This window comes from Psychromonas sp. SA13A (assembly GCF_011378715.1).
Taxonomy (GTDB): Bacteria; Pseudomonadota; Gammaproteobacteria; order Enterobacterales; family Psychromonadaceae; genus Psychromonas.
In genome coordinates this window covers 12,029-34,941 of record NZ_WTKU01000002.1, presented here as the reverse complement: position 1 = coordinate 34,941, position 22,913 = coordinate 12,029, and the positions used below count along the sequence as shown (strand labels likewise).

Sequence of the window (22,913 nt, the reverse complement as noted above, 5' to 3'; positions counted from 1 at the left end):
ACTAATATCCGCTATATCTGTTATTTCTTAAATATACTTTTATTCGATCGAGGCACTGCTCGTTAATGGTCAACAACACTCAAGACTTGAAACAAACATATGACCATCAAGGTTACTTTGTGATACGTAACTATTTTAATGATGCTCAAATAACTGCGCTTAGAGAAGTAATTTTAACCTTTCATAATGCATGGAAGCAGGCCAATAAAAGGTTTTACCAAGAAGAAGCATTTAACTCGTCACTCATTACTGGCAGTGAGTATCTAAATGATGATGATCGAGTTTCTCTTTTTAATTTTATCAGTTCAAATAAAATAATGGATATTGTTAATGCGATGATCCCTAACCACCCTGCTTTTATGAATACTCAATTGTTTTTTAATCCATACAATCAACAACAAGAGAACTTTTGGCATCGAGATTGTCAATATGATCACAATCTTGCCGATCAACAAAAAGCGATTCAAGAAACACAAGTTTTGCACCTTCGCGTACCACTATTTGACGAACCAGGCATGGAGTTTGTTCCAGGGTCCCATAAACGCTGGGATAGCACTGAAGAATTAGATGTACGATTAGCGCGTAAAAGAAAATTTAGCAGCGATGCTTTATCGACAGGTAAACAAATTGAATTAGCAGCAGGTGATCTATTAGTATTCTCTGCGGATATGATCCATCGTGGAATATATGGTTTAGATAGGTTAGCTTTTGATATTTTAGTATTTGATTCAGCAGGCGATTTTGTAGATTATGTTGATGATGACTGTTTGCCCAATCAACAAATGTTAAAAGAAATAAATAACCCTAGTTTATTTAACAACACCCTAAGATTAAAAGCATTACACTTAGCCAACCACAGCGACGAAGTTATCGTTTAAAAAGCACACTTAACAAGAGTTCTGGGGATCAGTTCCGAAGATGGGTTTCGTAAATTAATTCCGGAGAAGCCAACTAGTCTGACACAGAGGGCTAATGGCTATTTTGGTTATGCAGTTCCGTTAGTTTTGCATAGTTCAAGGCGAATTATTGAAGCAATAACTGGTTATTGAGAGATTATTTAACGAAGAAATCTGCGGAAATAACGATGTTGTATCGCTTTGCTTATCCAAAATTGAAGTTATTTAGTTAGCAACTTAAAATAACTATGATCATTCAGTGCCTTACTGATCATCATTCCTCCTTCCAACACACTCATTGTCATGATAGCTGCATAAGCTGGATCTTGTTCATTATTTGCGCTATGTGCTGTTCGCAACCAAGATAAATTTAGTTCGAAAAAACGTTTAACTTCTAAACGCACTTTATCGGGTAAACTTTCACTCTGAGCACCTAATAAACCACATAGACACATTTTGTCATCCTCTAAAAGTGCCTGTCGAAAAAGGTCAGTATAAATATCAATAGGATTTTGGCCTTTTTCTTTAATCTCGTTAGGCTCACCTAATGCAGATAAAAAAGAATTAGTATATTGATGAGCAAGCGCGGCACCTAAATCAGCTTTAGTTGGAAAATGGTAATGCACACTGGCACTTTTAATGCCAACCTCATTCGCCAGTTCTCTAAAGCTAAAATTATTATAACCACCAAGACGAACTTTATTTTCCGCCGCTTTTAAAAGTGCTTCTTTTTTACTCATTATCAAATTTCCTATTAATTAGAAAGAAATTATCGGCCAGTCGATCCTTATTTACAAGGGGTTTTAATGCTTTAGCTGCATTCTATTGTTAACTCATATTATTTTAAATGTTGACTTAAGGTAAATTTAATAATATAACTTACCTATCGATAGATAGGTAAAGTAAAAACATTGTAGTATAAACTTATAAAGGAAACCCCATGAAAATTTATGACGTAGCAAACTTCCCTAATCCCCTTCGTGTTCGTATTGCTTTAGCAGAAAAAAATGCGCTAGATAAGGTTGAGTTCATCCCAGTTGATATAATGAATGGCGAACACCGTAGCGACGCCTTTTTAGAGAAGAATCCGCAGGGCACTGTTCCACTGCTTGAATTAGATGATGGCACTTATATCTCAGAATGTTCCGCCATCATTGAGTACATTGATGCAGAATTTTCTGGCACTTCATTAACCGGTACAACGCCAAAACAACGTGCAGTAATTAGTATGATGCAAAAACGTGCAGAGGAAAATGTATTGGATGCAGCTGCTACCTACTTTCATCATGCAACCGATGGCTTAGGTCCAACATTAGAAACCTATCAAAATGCAGAATGGGGTCAGAAGCAAGGTAAAAAAGCACTACACAATATGGTTTATTTCAATAACGTATTAGCAAAATCAGATTATGTCGCCGGCGATACCTTTACTGTCGCTGATATCACGTTATTTGCTGGGTTAATTTTTGCAGGGTTCGCACAAATTTCTATCCCTAGTGAATTAACATCTTTACTGCAATGGCAAGAAAATCTGTCAAAACGAGCAAGTGTTATGTCGGTATGTTGATCTTTAACGATTTTTTCATACCAGTATTTTAATACCAGTATTTTAATACCAGTATTTTAATACCAGTATTTTAATACCAATGATACTAACTATATTAGCTAACATAGTTAGTATGCCTTACTTTTTATTAGATGTTTAAATTAACGTAAACACATGTTTTACATGTAAAAAAGTAATAAAAAAAGTGATTCGAGCCAGTAAAATAGGTTGCATCGCTATTATGATTGGTTTAATTTAAGAATCGAAAATAGGAATGAAAATGAAAATATCAGCAGATTTTAGCCAACGTAAAGTTGTACATAGCGAATCACTTGAATGGCTGTCATCTCCGATGATAGGTGTTAATAGAAGACCGCTTGATAGAGTTGGAGATGAAGTTGCTCGAGCGACTACTATCGTACGCTACGCACCTGGAAGTGAATTTTCTGCACATGTACATACAGGTGGTGAAGAATTTCTGGTACTTGAAGGCACATTTCAAGATGAACATGGTAGTTTTCCAACGGGATCATATATAAGAAATCCCCCACAATCTAAACACCAACCTCGTTCAGAAACAGGTTGCATAATGTTAGTTAAGTTGTGGCAATTTCAACCTGAAGATAGAACTCATGTGCGATTACAAACACAATTTATGGGGCAAGTTGCACACCCTGATCATAAAGGAGTCTATGTAACCCCACTTTACAAAGATAATTATGAAGAGGTAAGTTTGTTGTACTTTTCGCCTGATAGTGAAGTCAATATGAAGGTTGAGGGAGGTGCAGAGTTACTAGTACTCGCAGGCGCATTATCAGAGCAGAACGATAAATTAATAAAACACAGTTGGTTACGAATACCGGTAAAGGGAGAGTTTAACGCAAAAGCCGGCCCTGAAGGAGCAAAAGTATGGATAAAAACAGGCCACTTAACCGATGTTGATAAACAGATAGAACGGATTGAGAAAGTATAATTAACTTGAAGTGCAACATGAAGAATTTATTAAGTTATAAATTAGAGCTATTCACAGATGCCATTGAGCACTTAGATTCAGATCATAAGTAATTAACGTGAAAGCTAACTGGTAAATATTTACTAATCTACATTTTAGTAAAGTACAAAAAAGTAAACATAAGCACAGTTCCAGACTAAACAAGCTAATTTTACAAGCTCAATGTACAGGTAGAAGTGTCAGTGACTTTAATCATGTTGCTAATTGAGCTATTTCTAATTAAAGCCACGTTGCTAATACACTTACATCTTTCAGAGCCTTAGTGTTTCCACCTAAACGTGTAAAGCAAAACTGAGTAATACTCGCTTACCGGATTCAATTTTTGAAACGCTATGGGGGTATAAATCAGGGCGAAATAAATAGATGCGGTTGGCTACATTAATAATACTCTTAGCACACTTAAACACCCCTCCCACCTTAGGCTGTCGTAATATAAAATTAAGTTTGTAATAACGTCCTTTTTCTACCAAATCAATATGTTCCATCACACTGTGGTTAATAGGGTAAGTGACATAATTAATAGAAAATAGTTTACTACTAAATATGCTCTTATTGGTGACTGTGTTGGTCATAATTCCTCAATTGATATCGATTTAGTTGTTGTTCTTATTTAGGTTATACAGTAGCGATTTAAATTGCAGTGCCGACTTACTTTGCAGTATCGATAACATTAAAAATGTGTTTGAAATGATAATGATCCAATAGACATTTTTAACCTGAACGAAATGAAACTAACATGAAATAGCAATAACTTACAGTCATTGAAAAGTGAAGTTTTTTATCAATAACAGACAACCTAGGGGGACTAGCCTAGCGCCTGATGCTGTTATTAAAGTTAATTATACTTAGGAACAAAATATTATAACGACTAGCAATACCAAGAGAAAAGATTAGCGACTATTGCAGTTTTGAAAAGTAATTATAGTGCGGTTCGCTTTATAACGTTAATCCGTGAATAACGTTATATTGTTTATACTGGTACTCACGTTTATACCCATGCAACGTCGTTAACATTTATCGGTGCATTACCCCTACAACCAAGCGTTTTACACCAAAACAACTAGCAAAGACTACCCCCCCTTTTTAGTCTTTGCATCGAGCAAGTGCCAGTTTAGGAAGTATCACCTGACTCGAGAATCGATGTTTAACACAAAACACTAAAATCGCTCTTTAACTTGTCAAAATAACAACTGACCGAGGTGCAGCTAAGTAGCTATCCTTGAACCAGTACTTTTTATCACCTTCAATATGTATATCTTTTCCACCACTCAAAGCCGTATCCACCGCTCGTAACCATTTCCCTGAAGGGGAAGTAGGTAATTCGAAATGTAATTCTTCCCAATAAGCATTAAAAATGACATATGAAACACTACCACAATGAGGATGCTGACTTTCTAGTGCAATCGCATGTGAGTCATCACTCCAATTCGGTTTATTAAGTTTTATTCCATGCCAACTGATACCGGCCTGCGCGATAATGTCATGTAATGAATTTCGGTTTGTCTCATCAAAACAAACCAGTTCCAACATTGAACGTTGATCCAGTAACGCTTTAGTAAAACGAAATTGTTCACTATTTTTTTCAAGGTCAGTCCAATCAAGCCAAAAATCAATATTATCCTGACAATAGCCATTATTATTGCCTTTTTGTGTTCGTCCTATTTCGTCGCCCATCAATAACATCGGAGTGCCCAAGGATAACAAGTTAATCACCATCATATTTTTCATTTGTTGAGCACGTAACCTTAAAATTTCCGGGTCATCCGTTTCGCCTTCTACTCCATGATTCCAACTAAAGTTATGGTCACAACCATCTTTATTATTTTCACCATTTTCTTGATTGTGTTTGTCGTTATAACTAACCAAATCAGCCAAGGTAAAACCATCATGACAAGTAATAAAGTTAATCGATTTAGCAGGTTCAAGAGAGCGATCTCCATAAATATCTGGACTGCCAATTAAGCGAGCTACAAACTGTTTGATCATGCCGTTATCACCTTTGACAAAGCGACGTACATCATCACGGAAGTGCCCATTCCATTCTCGCCAACGCTGTCCAGCTAAACTGCCAACTTGGTAAAGGCCACCTGCATCCCATGCTTCTGCAATTAATTTAACCGGAGAAAGGATCGGATCAGTATCGATACTCCACAATGTAGGCGGGCTTAGCATCGGCTGTCCTAATTCATCTCGCGATAAAATTGATGCTAAATCAAATCTGAAGCCATCGATATGCATTTTTTCAACCCAAAAGTGCAAGCTGTCAATGATCATGCGGCGTACCACTGAATGAGTGCCATTTAGCGTATTACCACAACCGCTGTAGTTCATATAATGTTTCTTATCTTGCGATAAAATATAATAATCTGAACTATCAAACCCGCGAAATGAATAAGTCGGACCTTGCAAGTCGCCTTCTGCTGTATGGTTATAAACTACGTCTAAAATCACTTCTATATCGGCGGCATGTAATGCTTTGACCATATCTCGAAACTCATTGATTGGCCCAAGCAAAGATTTATCCGCACTGTATTCACGGTGTATTGAAAATAAAGAGATGGGGCTATAACCCCAATAATTTACTAAGCCAGCATGGTGCTCGTTAGGGTCAAATTGATAAACAGGCATTAGCTCTACAGCTGTAATGCCTAATTTTTGTAGATACGGTATTTTTTCTATAATGCCTGCGTAGGTGCCTCGTTTATCTTGATCCAATCCAGAGCTTGGATGACGTGTGAATCCACCCACATGCATTTCATAAATAACTGTTTTTGCAAAAGTATGACGTGGATGACAATCATCTTCCCAGTCATAATTATCAATATCAACAACAACACCCTTTAAGCATTTATCAACATTTGCATGTTGTCCAAGTGCAGCATCGCGAGAAAAATTATCGCCTCGTTCAACTAATAAAGCATAAGGGTCGAGTAATATTTTTTTAGGATAAAAATTTACTTTCTTATTCGGTCGATAAGGGCCATCAACACGAAAACCATATAATTGCCCAGCTTTTACACCTTTTACAAAAATGTGCCAATAAAAGGCCGTTCTATTATCTACATCAGATAATTCAAAAACATGAGAAGGTAACAGTGCATCTTTATGATCGAAAAAGATTAATTCTACTGTTTTAGCAAGACGAGCATAAACACAAAAATTTGCACCTTCAGAGGTAAATGTAACGCCTAATTTGTCAGGAACACCATCACAAGTTAAAAACATATCTATCTCCCAGATATCTTACCAATCTCAAATAACTTTACTGCATTAAGCATGTTCCTTTGTGCTCAATAAAGCAAAAAATAAAAATCAAATTAAACGGAATGAGCAGATAATAATAATCAGATAATAATGATCAGGGGTATTAGTCAGATTACTTTGATGTGATACAGAAAAAAGAAAAAACAGTTACTTCCAATTGCCCGTATAGGTTAAATAGTCTGTATAAGTTACATGAGCGCTATTAATAATTATTCTTAGAATTAATGACTTCACTCAGTTGAATTAGCAATTTTATTGGAGTCTGTGGAGAGTAGATTAAAATTACTTTGCAAATAATCATTAACTTGCTTACTTTCTATCGGTTTGGAGTATTTATAGCCTTGCACATAATGTACACCAAGTTTTAATAAAGCATCGGCTTGTGCCTCGGTTTCTACACCTTCAGCGACTACCGAGAAACCGAGTGTGGCAGCAATATGCATCACTGCAGAGATAATGGCCCCACCATGACAATCTATGTTATCCACGAATGATTTGTCTATTTTAACCATATTAACGGCTAAGTTTTGCATAACGGAAAGTGAAGAATAGCCAGTGCCAAAATCATCAATCGAGACTTTAATTCCCATTGTTTGAAGCTGCTTAATCTGTTCCTCTATAAACACAATATCAGACGCAAAAACAGACTCAGTAATTTCTATATACAACCGCTCAGGTACTAATTTGCTGTTATTTAATGCATCCTTAACGATGTTTATAAACCCAGCATCTTGGAGTTGGATCACCGAGACATTTACACAAATAGCAAGTGATTGTTCGGACTGCCATTGTGTTGCTTGTGCACAAGCGGTTTGTAATACCCACGCCCCAACTTCATGGATCAACCCATATTGTTCAGCAATACCAATAAAATTATCTGGTGGGATATTTTCTCCATCAATTTGCCACCTTAATAACGCTTCAAAAGAAACCACATTAAGCCCTTGCGCAGATAGAATAGGTTGATAGACCAAACGAAGTTGTTGCATTTCAATTGCTTTAGACAGGCCATTTTTTAAATGTAGCTCGTAGGAATAAAGCTTTTCCATTTGCTCTGAAAAAATACCCACAGTCGATCGCATCTGTTTTTTTTGATAATACATTGCCATATCAGCAAATTGAATAAGACGTTCCTCTGTATTGGCTTGTTGTGGATAAAGCGCAACACCTATGGTCGCACCAACCGACAAAATACTATTTTCAATAGCAATAGGTTGAGATAAAACGTCTATTAATTGCTTCGCATTTTTAACGATAAGTTCGGGATCATACTCTTCAAATATAACTAAAAATTCATCCCCACCCCATCGACACAATAGCGGTGAATTAAGCATAAATACTTTTAACCGCTCAGCAGTTTTTCGTAATATTTCATCTCCAGCTTTATGGCCAATGCTATCGTTTATTTTTTTAAAACCATCTAAATCAATAAACAGTAGTGCAAAAGGAGAACTGTTGGTTGTTGTTAATTGCTTTAGCTGGTTTAGGAAGGCAGTACGATTATATAAATGAGTTAAAGGGTCAAGGTTTGATAGTTCATAAATTTTTTGAGTTCGTTGCTTCACTTTCTCTTCCATACGGAGAATTAGGTTAGCATTTTGATTTTTTAAAAAAAGTGTATGTCGCGTAAAGTCAGCAGACTTTCTAGCAATAACGATGATCACCAGAGTAAAAGAGATCCCTAATACACCGAGTAATTGAAAATTATATTTATCAGATAAAAGTAGCGAAATTGAACCCGGTAGTAACAATATCAAAGGGTAAAACATGACCGTAAATTTATGCGCAGTAAGTACAGCAACAGAGCCACCAGCCATAGAAGCAATAGCGATAATAGTGGTTGCTACTTCAATATCCTCATTCATGGTTGTACTATGTACTAAATAGATAGCCCATAAAACTGCAGTTATATTTGCCCCTGTGACAAAAAATAAAACAGATCTTTTACCATCAAATTCAGTATTTTGTAACTTTATTTTCCACCATGCTACATCGACAAGCCTGACTAAAAGAACAAAAGTCATCACGAACCACCAATCTAACGTGAAATGCTCAACGGAAGGATAAGTAAATGCAAATACTAAAAAGGTAGAAGTAATAAAGGTAATAAGAAGGCCAGCGAATGCATTGCCATATAATAATATAGCTGCATCGCGGTCCATGTCTTTATCAAATTTTGTAGTAGTGTTGGTCACAAAGAATGCTCGATATTATCTAAAGTATTAATTCTTGAATTCAGTAAGAATGTATCAATATACACCATAATTGGTATTTTTGTATTTCAAGGAATTTTCAAATAAGTAACTGAGAGCAATTTATCGTTAATATTTCCTAGATTCGCATCATAAATGAATACGTATTTAAACAATAATTGCTTGGCTATTACAGTTGGTTATAACAACTTGGCTATTACAAACACATAGACTAGGCATGGTATGAACTTTAGGAGAATAAGAATGATGTGAATCATAGGAGAATAAGAATGCATGCTTATTATGCATGCACTCAATTATTTTTCTTTTGTAGGTGAGATTATTTACACTCGCTAGCATTCAAAATTACTGTACCACTACAAACGAGCATCCTGCCAGGTAAAACCTATTAGGCATAAAGATTAAGATCTAACTTAGAATGATATAGCTGGATTATACCTTTAATACAAAATCGTTAATTACTTTAGCAACACCATGCAGATCATTTGTCACGGTAATGTGGTCTGCCACTGCTTTAATATCATCGGTCGCATTACCCATTGCCACACCTAACCCTGCATATTGGATCATATGAAAATCATTACCAGCATCCCCCATACAAATAACCTGTTCAGCAGGAATTGATAAATGATCAGCTAAAGCTTTAACCCCAATACCTTTATTACTGTCTTTATTTAAAAATTCTAAGAAAAATGGAGCACTTTGCACAATAGTAAACTGCTCATATAAAGCGGCAGGTAATTGCGCAATAGCTGCAGATAATTTGTCAGCATGATCCACTAACATTACTTTTAAAATGGCTTCATCATCAGTTAACTCTTCAAAATCGATGAGTGTAATTGTGTCGCCATTTATTACCGATTCATGAGTGGTGTAATCATTATGAGCGGGTGTAATTAGTCCTTTTTGAGGTGAAAAAGCATGAATATTTATATCCAATTGTTTAGCAAGATTAGCCAGTTGTTTCGCATCATGCCCTGTCAATATCTGGCTACGAATAATGGTCTCACTCTTTACTTTTTGCACTACAGAAGCGTTATAACTTAATACATAGTCATCATCTGACAACATATTTAACGCTTCTAAAGACTCTCTCATGCCACTCGTTGGACGACCTGATACTAGGACGACTCGTACTCCTTCTGCTCGTGCAGCGTTAATCGCAGCTTTATTTTCACTAGAGATTTGTTTATCGCTATTGAGTAAGGTGCCATCAAGATCTAAGGCGATTAATTTGTACATATTCACTCCGCTATATTCATACATCTTTATTTGAATAGTTTATTTAAAAGTATTGTTGTTAAAATGCTGTACTTTAAAGTCGTGTTGCTAAAATCTTTATCGCTAGAAAATCAATTATTGATTCTGTATCCAAGCTAAAACATCGGCAAAACGATAACGTTCTAAGGCTGCAAATCCAGAGAGTTGACGTGCTTTAATACGTGTAAAAATCGGTGTTGTCAGACCACAAAAAAAGCGAGCCTGTAATACCTCGCTATTATGCTCACCCAATTTACTTGTAATTTCAGCACTCAATTGAGCAGCATTGTATTGTTGTAGAGGCGTTAAAGCCTCAACCACAGGCATGATTGCGGGGTGTCCAGCACACACGGAACAATGTCCACAGGGCCCCGTTAAATTATTATCAGCAAAATAGTTTGCAAGTTGTAAGTTTAAACATTGGTCACTGGCAAAGAAATCCAACAAATGATGGATACGCTGAATTTCGCTGCTTTCCTTTTGTAAAAATCGCTGCGTTAATTCACCGCGTAATTGTGCACTGATTTGTGTTTTATTAACTTTATACACCTGCGTCATTTGCTTTGTTTGTAACTCGATCAAACCTTGTTGATCTAAATAGTCGATGGCTGTTAACACTCGGCTTCTTTCACTTTGATAAGTTTGCTGCATTTTTTCGAAGTTTAATGTAAACCACGTACGCGCTCTATCTGACGTCGCTAAAATAGTTTGCACAAATTGTGCGCGTTCTCCATTAAAGCGATTAACTAACTCTTGCTCTGGCACTAAGAGTTTGTATTTATATTCAGCATAATAGCTATAGGCCGGTTCTATCACATGCTCTAATTCTAAATACACCAATAAAGTTTTGAGTGCTAACAAACGGATATTAGACTGTGTTGAGAGGCTATTCATAACCACCTCCCAGTTCCCTTCAGTCCGATCTATTTCATTAATAATAAAATCGATCGCCGTCCCTTCTGGTGTATCTGCATAAACAAAGTTTTCTAATACGTTCAAGTTATTTTTGTTGGCTAATACTAAACATTCAGACCTGTTACCATCTCTGCCTGCTCGTCCAATCTCCTGTGCGTAATTTTCAATTGATTTAGGCAAGTCATAATGCACTACAAAACGGATATCACTTTTATCAATACCCATACCAAATGCAATGGTAGCGACGATTAAAGATATCTGCCCCGCCATGAATTGCTGTTGAATCTGTTGTCTTTGTTCATTACCTAAACCCGCATGATAAGCAGTGGCTTGTATCCCTTGTCGTAATAAAGATTCAGCCACCTGTTGCGCGGTTTTTTGTAAAGTCACATACACAATACCTGCAGACTGTTGACGAGTCGTTAACCAAGGCACCAAGGTTGCTAATTTCTGCTCTTCACTTACCCCAGTAACGGCTAGGTTGAGATTGGCGCGATAAGAGCCCGTTAAGGTAATATGATTGAGTGCAATGTTAAACTTAGCGGCCATATCCTCAATCACTTGTTTTGTCGCCGTAGCGGTTAATAACAGCACTTGCGGGATAGCAAATTCTTCACGATAACGCGCTAACTTTAAGTAATCAGGCCTAAAGTTGTGGCCCCACTCACTAATACAATGTGCTTCATCAACCACTAATAATGAAATAGGTACTTTCTTTAAAAATGCCCTAAAACGTTCACTATTAAGGCGCTCAACAGAAATAAACAAGATATCAATCTCTCCGTTTGCAACATTTTTATAAACCTGTGATGATTCTGCGGGACTCTGCATCGATTGAATACTTGCAGCAGCAATGCCTTTACTATGCAAAAAGTCTAATTGATCTTGAATCAAAGCTAATAAAGGAGACACTACCAAGGTAAGATGTGGCAGATGCAATGCAGGTAATTGATAGCATAATGATTTACCTGAACCGGTAGGAAATATTGCCGCTGCACTGTGGCCATTTAATAGCGCTTGTATGACGGGTTCTTGCCCGGGTCTAAATTGCTCAAATCCAAAATATTGCTTTAATGAAGCATGCATAATATAAAACCTAAATAGTATGTTGACGGTTATGACGCACTGATTGGTGAAAAACACGACTCATTATAGCGTTTATGATTTCCAAATTTATGATGTTCGACTCTCATTATGATCTAATACTTTTTGTAACAAACTTTCTAACTGTAAACTTTCATTCTCAGATAAGCCTGCGAGTAACTGCCGCCCTTGCTGCTGTATCGTCGGCATGATCGTTTCAACAAGTTGCTTACCTTTTTGATTAAGCTGTACCAGTTTACTGCGTTTATCATGCGGATTTTCTAATCGCTCAATTAACCCCGCCTCAGCTAATCGTACTAACACTTTTGTTAACCCTCCCGAACTAAAGAACATGCTTTGATATAATTCAGTTGGCGATAAACAATAGGGTAAAGGACTTCGTCTTAATGCTGTTAATACAATAAAATCTGCATGTTGTAACTGAAATTGTTCAATACATTGGTCGATGCCATTATTAAAAAGGTTATGCAATCGTGACACTTTTAATAAAGAAAATGACATCGTCTTAGCACATTCGGGCCAATTCTGTTGCATCCCTAACTCAATTTCTCGCACACTATTTTTCACCGGACTTCCTTTAAACAGAGGTTTTAATAATCTAACACCAATATATCTTGCGAGAAAGATATGATCCACTTATTATCTTACTAGCAAGATATAATAGAGGTCAAAAATGATTCAAACCCAACCAAAAACAGTCAGTATGACATTAGTGATAACACTGTCATCTATTTATGCAGTTTCGCCCTTTGCTATTGATAGTTACCTGCCAGCGATACCGATTATTGCAGAGGAAATGCAAGTCGATATTTCGATGCTGTCTGTTACCGTGAGTTTATACATTTTTGGTCTGGCAATTGGTCAGTTAATTGGTGGCCCGTTATCAGATAGACATGGTCGATTACCGATCATGATTCTAGGTTTAGGTATTTTCGCTTTTGCCAGCATGTTGCTCACTACTAGCTCCCATATTAGTATGTTATGGATATGGCGAATTTTGCAATCAATCGGTGGTGGCATTGCTATTGTCGGGGTACCAGCCACGATTCGAGATAATGCAGAAGGCAAAGAAGCCGCGAAATTGTTTGCCTTAGTTTCATTAATAATGATGATAGCGCCCTCTATCGCACCTACTATCGGTAATTTCATTTTATCTTTACATAATTGGCACGGGGTTTTCTACTTTATGACCGCCTCCTCTTGCTTCGCTATTTTGATGGCTATTAAGTTCGTCCCCCATCAATCATCGAAACGAAAAAAAGAGTTAGCCATCACCATCGAACGTAGAAAAGGGATTCGATTCATTGATGTGTTTAAGCACAAACATGGCATTGGTTACATGATTGCTCAGGGCTTTGCGTTTGCAGTGATGATGACGTTTGTGACCAATTCAGCAATGATTTATATGGGTATTTTTGAAGTAAGCAGTGATGTTTTTTCAATGTTATTTGCGGCTAACATCGCAGGATTAATTGTTATCAATCGCTTGAATACGTTTTTATTAAACCGTTTTGAACCCGCTACTTTATTACGTTGCTTCCTGACTATGCAAGTGTTTGGCGCTCTATTGTTAGTGATATCCAGCCTGTTAGAGACTAAAATTCTAGCCTTTACTGTGGTCGCGTTTGTCATTACGATCAGTGCAAATGGTGGCATCATGGCCAACTCCAATGCCTGCTTTTTGAAACACTTTGGTAAAGATGCCGGAACAGCTTCCGCCGTATTAGGCGCTTTTCAATGTACCATGGGTGCAGCCATTAGTGCCTTTGCCGCTTTTATTAGCATGGGTTATCTACAACCGGTGGTTATCATTATGCTGATATCTTCTGCGACAGCACTGACAGCTGCAATTCACAGTAACAAACAAGCACAGATTGCGGAGGTAACGGACGAAGTTAATTGATGGGCAAAGCCAAATGATGCAAAAAATTCATCTAACTTTGCTTGATGGAGATATCAAGATGAGGAGCAGCTTAAACGAGAGTACTTTTTCTTCAAATCACCTTGTTTTTCAAGTAATTCTGCTTTTTCAAATTTATATTTATAAAAAATTACTGCTAAATGAAGCATACGTTTTATAGTGAATTTTAAAGCTATAGCAAACTTAAAAAATGACCATAATAGATTTTTTCGCCCACCAAGGATTCAATTTCCAGACTGCTCGGAAAAGAGGCCCATTTTTTAGCCGTTGCTTTCACTGCGTCTTGGTTAACCCAAGTTAATTGCCAACAAAGCTGGTCATCTGACTCTGTATTTTGAATAATATCGTAAGAGCTAATCACAATACCCGCTTGGTTTATTTCATCAAACAGTAATAAACTCAATGCCATAACTCTTGGAATATGTTTTTTTTCAACTTTGAAAATAGCCACTTCATAACAAAGGCTCATACACTTCCTTTCTGGTTTAAATACAAGGTTATCAATACTTTTTTAAAGCTATGTGAAGGTATGTAATGTTAAGTAAAGTTATCACATAAGGAAATAAATACTTTCTTTCCTCTATTGTTACTCTCTTTCAACATATTAATTGGCGAAAGTGTTTTATCCAATCCTTCATACCCATTGGTAATTTTATTAATTGCAGCTTGGTCTAGTGATTTAAAAGCCATAGACCAATCTTTAAATGCTCTTTCATGAATTGCACCCTCATAAAAAACACTCACGCGAGTATGTCGAGGATCTTCAACAATAGTATCAAACAAGGCTTGAACAGCACTTTTCTCACCTTCTAAAATTTGCATGACCTCGCGTTGGTGATAAATCATCATACCCGAGATCCCAAGTTGTTTATTTTTGATGCGAGCTTTAGTCAATAACTCTAGCAATTCCTGTTCCGATAAACCTTGCGGGGCAATACTGGTATAAAGTAATTCAAACATATTGGCTTAACCTATTTTCCACCTAATTTATTGATTAATATGGGGTAGTGACTTCGATAAATTGCTCACTCCTTAAAAAAGGATACGAAATTATAAGAAATCATCAGCCATAAATAATACTTTATTCATAAATTTCTAACGGTAACCCATCGGGATCACTGAAAAAAGTATATTTTCTATTGGTATATTCATCAACCCTAACCGGCTCGACCTCAATACCAGCAGCAATTAAATAAGCTTTAACAGACTCTACTGAATCGACACTAAAGGCTAAATGTCTGAGCCCTAATGCTTCAGGATAACTTAGACGTTGTGGCGCATTATTAAAAGAAAACAATTCTATTTGCCCACCATCGGGTAATTGCAAATCAAGTTTATAGGAGTCACGTTGTTCTCGATAATTTTCAGCTACTATTTGTAATTTTAGAATCTCAGTATAGAAACGTTTTGAAACGGCATAATCCGAACAAATAATAGCGGCATGATGAATTGATTTGAGCATTTTAAATCCTATTTTAATATCGTCTAAATGTATAAGCATTGTTGAGGAAGCCAAACGAACGACACAGCTTAATATGAAAAAGATTAACATATTGATAGTTAATAGCATTAGGTTTTCATTTTCTGCAGATGAGATCATATTCTTGAATTCAAGTAATAAAAGATAAGTAGCCCGTGAAAAACTCTCATTTATGATCGAACAACTGAATAAACATAATAATGTAGAACAATGTAAAAATATTGTTTATATCATTAGCCAAGTCACACCAATAACCTCTTTGTCACACCAACCTCTTTTTTTGAGATAAGCATTACTTAATACCCCTCTCACTCATGGCATTCAGTGATACCTAAATAGGTAGCAAAGATAATCACTTAATCAACTTTCAAGACTTACTTAAAGCAGTGCTTACCGCAACCATTGAACGTTAAGAAAAATAAGAGTGCAGCAATGAAACTAACTGATAATGAGTGATAAAATTATCACCAGTTAAAGACACTAATAGATTGATAAAACATATAAAGTAGAACAAAAAACTAAAATAACGTGGCGTTTTTGTTGCAATGTTTTTAAGGTAAAAAAAAGACTGAATTTTCATTAAAATACTCACATAATTAAATTGTGTAAATATTTTATTGCCTGAAACTTAAGATTTGCTTTAGATAAACTGAAGGTTCACTGATTACCTATTTAAATAACTAGATTTTACAAATAAATATACCCATGCCACCTCAAAATGCTTTGTCAGGCGCAACACGAGGTAATGGTTACTCCCTTTTTGATTGTTGCAACGCAGGGCTAATTTTCGAGGTTGCGCCCCTTAGGGTAAGGCAACTTGCACCAATCTGCGTTGTTATAAAATCTCTATGTAGAATAACTATACTTCGATTTTATGCCTAGCATCTCGGTACAATTTGCCTTGCTGACTTTGCATCTTGAGGTAGCATGGGTATATAAACTTTAAAGCACCGGAAAAACTGCTGCTTAGGCATTAAGGTATACAGATTCTCCGGGTAATAGTAATGAATATACTTACCACCACTTTACTATGGTAATCCTTGATAGGAATTCACTCATTTTTGTGATGGTAACTGCTCGCTTTGCGTACGCTTCATTCTTATTAGGGCTAATGTAATGACAGCTACAATAAGCGGTATAAAAGAAACCCAAAGTACAATTTTCCAACCATTTTACAACGAATTACTGGCTATTTGTAAAACTTGCGAACAGCTAGATCGATACTGCACTTTATTGTATTACTCGAAAATTGCACTACACCAAATAGTCAGTACCCCAAAATAGTGAGTAACCATTGTCTCTTGTCTTTATTATTTCCCATACAATGCATATTATTGGTGACACAAAACTTCTTAGAGTAAATAGACCATTTTATGGCCAACAAACTTTAAACTACAAACAGCCTCGCAGCTTTCATTACTAGCTAAGCTATTTTGAGGTGCTTTACTGATCACTAATAAGGTAACTTTTTTGTGCCGTATAATAGTCATTTTTAAAGGCTAAACTTCCCCACATCGCATTAGCATGGGCACGCCTAATGATGGATTGCTGTATCGGCTTTTCACTCAACAAATCTAACTCAGGATCATATAAGTAAGAACTTGCTGCTTTGCCAGGACTAAAAACAACTACCTGATTATCTTCTGTCATCCAAGCAAAATCTTGACCGCGTTGCATCATTACTCGTTGTTTTTCAATAGGCACTTGTTGTGTTAAGTCATGTCCAATGATCGGATTCTGACTATCAATACCCGCTAATGATAATAAAGTAGGCAGCAAATCTAACTGACTTACTAAACGGTTATCAGCACGATGCTCGATACCACCTCCAAAAATAACAGCAGGAATTTTAAAGTGTCCAATGGGCACATTCAACGCTCCACCCGCTCTATTATCGTGGTCGGCAACCACCACAAATACTGTATTGTTCCAATAGGTTGAATTTTTTGCTTTTTCAACAAATTTACCTAACGCATAATCTGCATATTTAACCGCGTTTTCAACAGTTTGTTTAGGCTCATTAAACAACGTAATTTTATCATCAGGGAAATCATAAGGACTATGGTTTGAAGAAGAAAATACCAAACTGAAAAATGGCTTATGTTGCGCAGATAATGCAGTAAACTGCTGGTCGGCTTTATCATATAAATCCTCATCGCAAGCACCCCAAGAACCAATAAACGCCGGTGATTTAAAAGTCGCAAGATCTTGCATATCAGCAAAACCATTGCCTAGAAAAAAGCTTTTCATATTATCAAAATGACTTTCTCCGCCGTAAATAAATTGAGTGTGGTATTGCTTCTCTTTTAATAAGTCAGCAATACTAAAAAAGTTAGTTTGGCTTTTACCTAGCTTAACCACAGAGCGAGCAGGCGTTGGAGAAAAACCTGTAGTTACCGCTTCAATACCGCGCACTGAACGAGTACCACAGGCATAAATACGCTCAAACCCCCACCCTTGTTGATAAAGCTTATCTAAATTAGGTGATAAATCCTGACCCCCAAGACTTTTAACATATCGTGCACCGTGGCTTTCTAACAATAATATGACAATATTTTTGGGTTTACCCTGGTACGTTGCCCTATGATTTGCCAACGTCGGCTTAGCATCTGTTACTTTCCCCTCCGTAACAAAAGCAGATTGTTCTATATTCATTGAATCTCGTACTTCTGAAATAATAGTGTCAGGCCCAATACGAGGATAAAAATCTTCAGCGCTTTGTTCACTGGCCATCTGTTTAATAGCAAACATTAAAGAATAAGAAGAGTTTAAAGTTAAATCATTAATCAGAGGATCACTTGAGAATGCTACCATCGCCGGATTTAATGGACGGTGCCCTAAGGTTGAACGGGCTCCCATCACTCCTATTGCAACCACAACAAGCGCAACGAGTGGACGCCATTTCCATTGCGTAACCGTAAGCCCCTGAGTCACCCGACAACTTAACTTCCAACCTAAGGTTAGCGCTGTAATGGAGGCTAGTAATCCGATCAATAGTTCAATTTTATATCCGCCCCAAAGCATTGCTAAGACTTCTTTTGGGTAAATCAAATACTCTATAAATAAACGATTAGGGCGAAGATCATATTCAATGATAAAAGCAGGCGTGACCACTTCCATATAAACAATCAACCAAAGTCCAAAAGTGATCCAACCTCTCAGCCCCCAAATACAGATCCTCCCCATTAAATGTTTACCTGATAGTAAGCTCATCAATAATGCAGGTAATACAAATAGATAACTAATTGAGGCAATATCTATTCTAAGACCACTACTAAGAACACGTAACCATCCGTCGGCTTCACTCACTCTATCGAACTGCCAAATAGACAAACCTAAACGTGACACAGTAAAGATCAGCAATATAATTAAGCTGGTGATCAAAATAGGATAAATTGGGCCTAATTTTGCTTTTAAACGTTGCATTTATTTCTCTTAATTATATTGAGTCGAATTGAAACATCATTTTTTCAAAACAGTAGTTAACCTTAATGAACTGATTTCAAGGATTTAAATCAGTTCAGTTAAAGCGATTTATTTCTTTTTAAAACAACATATTGGAAAGGTAATAGAAGGAAACTCAGATCTAAAAAAAGAGCTTAAACAATGTGATAAAGATACAATAAATGGTTTTAACGACAAATGTATGGAAGCACAAAGCCAAGCAATAGCGGCCAACAACAGCGCGACCATAAACAAAACTAAAACATTGATATAAATGATAAAATAGGTAAGAGATGAGGCAGCTTGAAGTACTTTTATTGACACAAGCTGGAGAGTCATAGGATTCATTGTTTTCATTAAAATATCTGCTCAATTAAATAATGCAGATATCGTATCCCTTGAAACTTAAGGTTTACTTTAGAAAAACTGAAAGTTCACTGAATGTAATTTGAAAGCGCATTGCTCTGGCAAGGAACAACTGCGTTTAACAGAGTTAAAACGCAATAAGCAAAAGGATTAGTAATCAGAGTCGGTGATAAATTGACTGTTCGGTAGATGTTCAAACAGTAGATGCTCAATAAAATATTAGGATTTTTAACTTAAGGTTTTTTAGCTTAGGCTTTTTTAGGTAAGTTAAGTTGATGATAATACTGCCAAAGGAAAAGAGCCCCCGCACTTTGCCAAGGTGACCAATGCTTTACAATTTCACGTGCTTGTTTTGCCGTTGGTTTTTCAGGTAACCCTTTGAGATGTTTCAAGGCCACTAATAAACCTAAATCGTCAGCCGGAAACACATCTTTTCTATCTAAAGAAAACATGAGATATATTTCCGCACTCCAGCGGCCAAACCCCTTAATTTCGGTGATTGCTTTAATCGCATCATCATCGCTCAGCTTACCCAAATTATCTATATCAAACCGATTCGTTGCGATCGCTTCAGCTAGGCCTTTGGCATATTCAACCTTACGCCAAGATAACCCCGCATCTCGAAGGCTCTGATCCGGAATATTAAGAAGGCTTTCAGGAGTGAGATCCTCCATCAAAGCAACAACGCGATCTTTAATGACCATAGCCACCTTCGTCGATAATTGTTGGCTAATGATGGTAGAAAGGAAAGTTTCAAAACCCTCTGGGCTGCTTCTCTCAGCAGGTAACCCAATCTCTGTATACGCCTGTTTAATATCTTCATCAATAAGGCTAAGCGCTTCCATTCCAAGCATCATATTTTCTTTGTTCATCATTACCTCATATAAAACGTGTCGGCTACAAGGAGCTTTAGCGGTGCAAGATGCAGCGGTCTAGGCTAATAAACTAAGTAGCATGCTCAACAAATGAATGCATTTAGCACACATAGCTATTTGTTAAATAGTGCAAGGTTAAAAGTACATGCTTAAAAGTAATTGAGTAAAGGAGCTTGAGTATGGCAGTTAGGTTTTAGAAGTGATTTCCAGAGTCAATCGATTAACTATCTGAAAAAACTTTATTTGAAAATACAACTGTTCTATTTCTCCCATTTTCTTTGGCTTCATAAAGCGCCTTATCCGCTCTATTTAATGCTTCACTTATATGATTATCATCGCGATAGTTAGTGCTCGATATGCCTATACTGATAGTAAATTTTATATTATATCGTTCAATACTTATCGTGTTATTTTCAACTACACGCCTTAACTTCTCAGCTATTGCCAATGCGCCGGTGCTATCAGTGGAGGGTAATAATATTGCAAACTCCTCACCACCGAACCTTGAAACAATATCAGCAGCTCGCGTGTTGTCTATTAATATTGCGGATAATACTTTAATGACTTCATCACCAATGAGGTGCCCGTAGCTATCATTAATACCTTTAAATTTATCGATATCTAGCATAAGGACACTAAAATTATTACTCTCTCTTTTAGCAACTTGTAAAAAGCCCTGTGCAACTTCATTAAAATACCTTCTATTATACAAATTAGTAAGGTAATCATGATTAGCCTGTTCTGTGAGTTTATTTTGTGCTTCTTCAAGTTTTTTATTGGCATTATTTAATTCGTCAATCACAGTATTCGATAAATTAGTGAGCGCATCCAACACGATAAAGTGTTTGTTTTTAAAAACATTCTTCTCTTCATTTTTAACTGTATTTTTTTGCACTGTATGTATGATCTGTTGATTAGTATTTTCAGACAGCCCGAGTATTGTCAGGCTAATATTAAGAAAATTGTTTTTACCGTGCTTATGAAAAATTTCACCGAAAGTAAAAAAACCAGCAATAGGTGCAACACAATTCAGAGGCTCTAACTCCTGCACAATATCAGATTGTAAAAAAGCAATTCTTGACGCACAGCTATAGGTGAAAATAGCTTCAAATTGTAAAAGAGAATATTCTTGAATATTTTTTCTTGCTCTTTGAAGAATTAAATTAACATTCCCAAACGCCAGCCTGACTTTGTCGCCGACCTGTAAGTTTCCAATTGATAGAAGCGATCCATCTTCTTCAAATTTATGGGTAAAGACTCTACATACTTCCATACCATCATCTTCAATTTTTAATAAAGGAAACTCGGTTGCAGAATGCGGTAATCCATCGCCAACTGCATCACCTAAATATTTTTTGTAAATATCACTCACTGAAATATTATCTATTTCGTAAAGATGATTCTTATCAGCCTTCGTCACCGTCATAAACTTACCAATAGGTTGCCAATTTAATTGGTAATCAGTAAATACTTTTAAAACGTCGCTATTAAGGGAAACGACAACAGCGCCTTTGCGGTATACACCTTCATTATTAAATAAAAACGTGTTTTTTAACGCCCCATTTTCTGCCGCCATACCACCAGCGATAGGAATGTTAGAATTGATTGAGGAGATGCCATCAACAACTTCACTTCCATTGGTTAGCAGCCCATCAATAAAGATGATGGCAACTTTTGTATCATTCTTAAAACTTGTCTTTGCGATATTTCTACCAAGCTCATAATCATCATCATGGTGAAAATAATAAGAATTAAAGCCTGTGAATTCAAACTCCATAATAGAAATCGAGATGGTATTTTTAAAAACTTGTCCGTTATGGATCTCTCCTGCCGTCGTTGTACCAATAAATGTAATACCACTGCATTTTTCATTAATAATGGATTGAATTTGTCTCACTTCACTTTCTGTCACCAAGCCACTGAAAACTTGCATTAATGTATTTTTAGAATCGACATGGGATAAATCTAAATTTTGTTTTAAATCAGCTAAGTTTTTATAATTATGGTTAGTGACTCTCATAGATTCCTCTTCAGTACAGTACTTTAAATTACAATTTATACGAAACGTTCATGCTGTTACGACTATTTACAGGAGAAAATAAATACTTTCTTTGATAAACGTTAATATTAGGCTAACTCGACTCACCTTGCCCCAATGTTATTCAAGTAACTTAACTAGCTATCGTGATTGTTATCCCTACTTTCACCAACAAAATAAACTAAGGATTAGAGTAAAAATGGTTTATATAGTGAGTCTACAGATAAGCCCATTGCGATTGCAATCAACAATTCATCCAAATAATTTCACCAAACAATTTAATTAAGCGGCCATAAATAATGATAAAATTATGGTAAAAAATATAATGGCATTACTTACCCAAATGAGAGTATGAACGGTTAGCTATATTTTCAACCTAAGCGACTAATTTATTTGCAGGTAAAATAAGAAGTGGACAAAAAGAGTACAGGTGAAAAGAGTATAAAAAATTGTTAGCCAAAATGAACAAAAGCAACTCGCAAGTCCCTGCTTGCAAAATATAAAGGGTAACCAGTACATAATCAGTCCTAAGCTTTTGAGCATAGTGTCTGTTTGTATTAATATAGCTTTTATTGTGTA

The 22,913-nt window shown here is 36.3% G+C and carries 17 protein-coding genes; 4 read left to right on the top strand and 13 right to left on the bottom strand.

The annotated features are described in order from the left end of the window. Positions 1–65 precede the first annotated feature (65 nt). Positions 66–878, top strand: coding sequence for a phytanoyl-CoA dioxygenase family protein (locus tag GQR44_RS02865; RefSeq protein WP_166369073.1), 813 nt, complete (start codon positions 66–68; stop codon positions 876–878). Between the two features lie 239 nt (positions 879–1,117). On the opposite strand, the gene GQR44_RS02860 is transcribed toward GQR44_RS02865, so the two are convergent. After that, positions 1,118–1,636, bottom strand: a complete 519-nt coding sequence (locus GQR44_RS02860) for a TetR/AcrR family transcriptional regulator (protein WP_166369071.1) — start codon at positions 1,634–1,636, stop codon at positions 1,118–1,120. Between the two features lie 200 nt (positions 1,637–1,836). On the opposite strand from GQR44_RS02860, the gene GQR44_RS02855 reads away from it, so the two are divergent. Both GQR44_RS02855 and GQR44_RS02850 read left to right on the top strand, forming a co-directional pair. Continuing rightward, positions 1,837–2,463, top strand: coding sequence for a glutathione S-transferase (locus GQR44_RS02855; RefSeq protein WP_166369069.1), 627 nt, complete (start codon positions 1,837–1,839; stop codon positions 2,461–2,463). Positions 2,464–2,722: 259 nt separating this feature from the next. Continuing rightward, on the top strand, positions 2,723–3,415 hold the full coding sequence (locus GQR44_RS02850; RefSeq protein ID WP_166369067.1) for a cupin domain-containing protein: 693 nt from the start codon (positions 2,723–2,725) through the stop codon (positions 3,413–3,415). A 311-nt stretch (positions 3,416–3,726) separates the two neighbouring features. On the opposite strand, the gene GQR44_RS02845 is transcribed toward GQR44_RS02850, so the two are convergent. From GQR44_RS02845 to GQR44_RS02820, 6 genes are all read right to left on the bottom strand, one after another. Beyond that, the gene (locus tag GQR44_RS02845; protein ID WP_166369065.1) at positions 3,727–4,026 is read right to left on the bottom strand and encodes a 2OG-Fe(II) oxygenase; all 300 of its coding nucleotides are present in this window, start codon (positions 4,024–4,026) and stop codon (positions 3,727–3,729) included. Between the two features lie 598 nt (positions 4,027–4,624). Next, positions 4,625–6,679 carry a glycogen debranching protein GlgX gene (gene glgX / locus GQR44_RS02840; protein WP_166369063.1) on the bottom strand — a complete coding sequence of 685 codons (2,055 nt, stop codon included), beginning with the start codon at positions 6,677–6,679 and terminating at the stop codon, positions 4,625–4,627. 269 nt (positions 6,680–6,948) lie between these two features. Then, positions 6,949–8,913, bottom strand: a complete 1,965-nt coding sequence (locus GQR44_RS02835; protein WP_346774314.1) for an EAL domain-containing protein — start codon at positions 8,911–8,913, stop codon at positions 6,949–6,951. Between the two features lie 450 nt (positions 8,914–9,363). Further along, positions 9,364–10,173 carry a Cof-type HAD-IIB family hydrolase gene (locus tag GQR44_RS02830; protein ID WP_166369061.1) on the bottom strand — a complete coding sequence of 270 codons (810 nt, stop codon included), beginning with the start codon at positions 10,171–10,173 and terminating at the stop codon, positions 9,364–9,366. 114 nt (positions 10,174–10,287) lie between these two features. Next, complete coding sequence (locus GQR44_RS02825) at positions 10,288–12,192, bottom strand: RecQ family ATP-dependent DNA helicase (RefSeq protein WP_166369059.1); 1,905 nt, start codon at positions 12,190–12,192, stop codon at positions 10,288–10,290. Between the two features lie 87 nt (positions 12,193–12,279). After that, positions 12,280–12,777 (bottom strand): MarR family transcriptional regulator, encoded by a 498-nt coding sequence (locus GQR44_RS02820; protein WP_299664659.1) that lies wholly within the window; start codon positions 12,775–12,777, stop codon positions 12,280–12,282. Positions 12,778–12,883: 106 nt separating this feature from the next. On the opposite strand from GQR44_RS02820, the gene GQR44_RS02815 reads away from it, so the two are divergent. Beyond that, on the top strand, positions 12,884–14,113 hold the full coding sequence (locus tag GQR44_RS02815) for a multidrug effflux MFS transporter (protein ID WP_166369057.1): 1,230 nt from the start codon (positions 12,884–12,886) through the stop codon (positions 14,111–14,113). Between the two features lie 190 nt (positions 14,114–14,303). Here GQR44_RS02815 and GQR44_RS02810 read toward each other — a convergent pair whose 3' ends face one another. The 6 genes from GQR44_RS02810 to GQR44_RS02785 all read right to left on the bottom strand — a co-directional run bounded on the left by GQR44_RS02810 (position 14,304) and on the right by GQR44_RS02785 (position 22,316). Continuing rightward, on the bottom strand, positions 14,304–14,600 hold the full coding sequence (locus GQR44_RS02810; RefSeq protein WP_166369055.1) for a hypothetical protein: 297 nt from the start codon (positions 14,598–14,600) through the stop codon (positions 14,304–14,306). 68 nt (positions 14,601–14,668) lie between these two features. Next, complete coding sequence (locus GQR44_RS02805) at positions 14,669–15,091, bottom strand: BLUF domain-containing protein (protein ID WP_166369053.1); 423 nt, start codon at positions 15,089–15,091, stop codon at positions 14,669–14,671. A gap of 121 nt (positions 15,092–15,212) precedes the next feature. Continuing rightward, positions 15,213–15,593 (bottom strand): VOC family protein, encoded by a 381-nt coding sequence (locus GQR44_RS02800; RefSeq protein WP_166369051.1) that lies wholly within the window; start codon positions 15,591–15,593, stop codon positions 15,213–15,215. Positions 15,594–17,054: 1,461 nt separating this feature from the next. Continuing rightward, the gene (locus GQR44_RS02795) at positions 17,055–19,037 is read right to left on the bottom strand and encodes an LTA synthase family protein (protein ID WP_166369049.1); all 1,983 of its coding nucleotides are present in this window, start codon (positions 19,035–19,037) and stop codon (positions 17,055–17,057) included. Positions 19,038–19,669: 632 nt separating this feature from the next. After that, positions 19,670–20,293, bottom strand: coding sequence for a DNA-3-methyladenine glycosylase 2 family protein (locus tag GQR44_RS02790; RefSeq protein WP_166369047.1), 624 nt, complete (start codon positions 20,291–20,293; stop codon positions 19,670–19,672). Between the two features lie 223 nt (positions 20,294–20,516). Beyond that, positions 20,517–22,316 carry a diguanylate cyclase gene (locus GQR44_RS02785; RefSeq protein ID WP_166369045.1) on the bottom strand — a complete coding sequence of 600 codons (1,800 nt, stop codon included), beginning with the start codon at positions 22,314–22,316 and terminating at the stop codon, positions 20,517–20,519. Between the last annotated feature and the right edge of the window lie 597 nt (positions 22,317–22,913).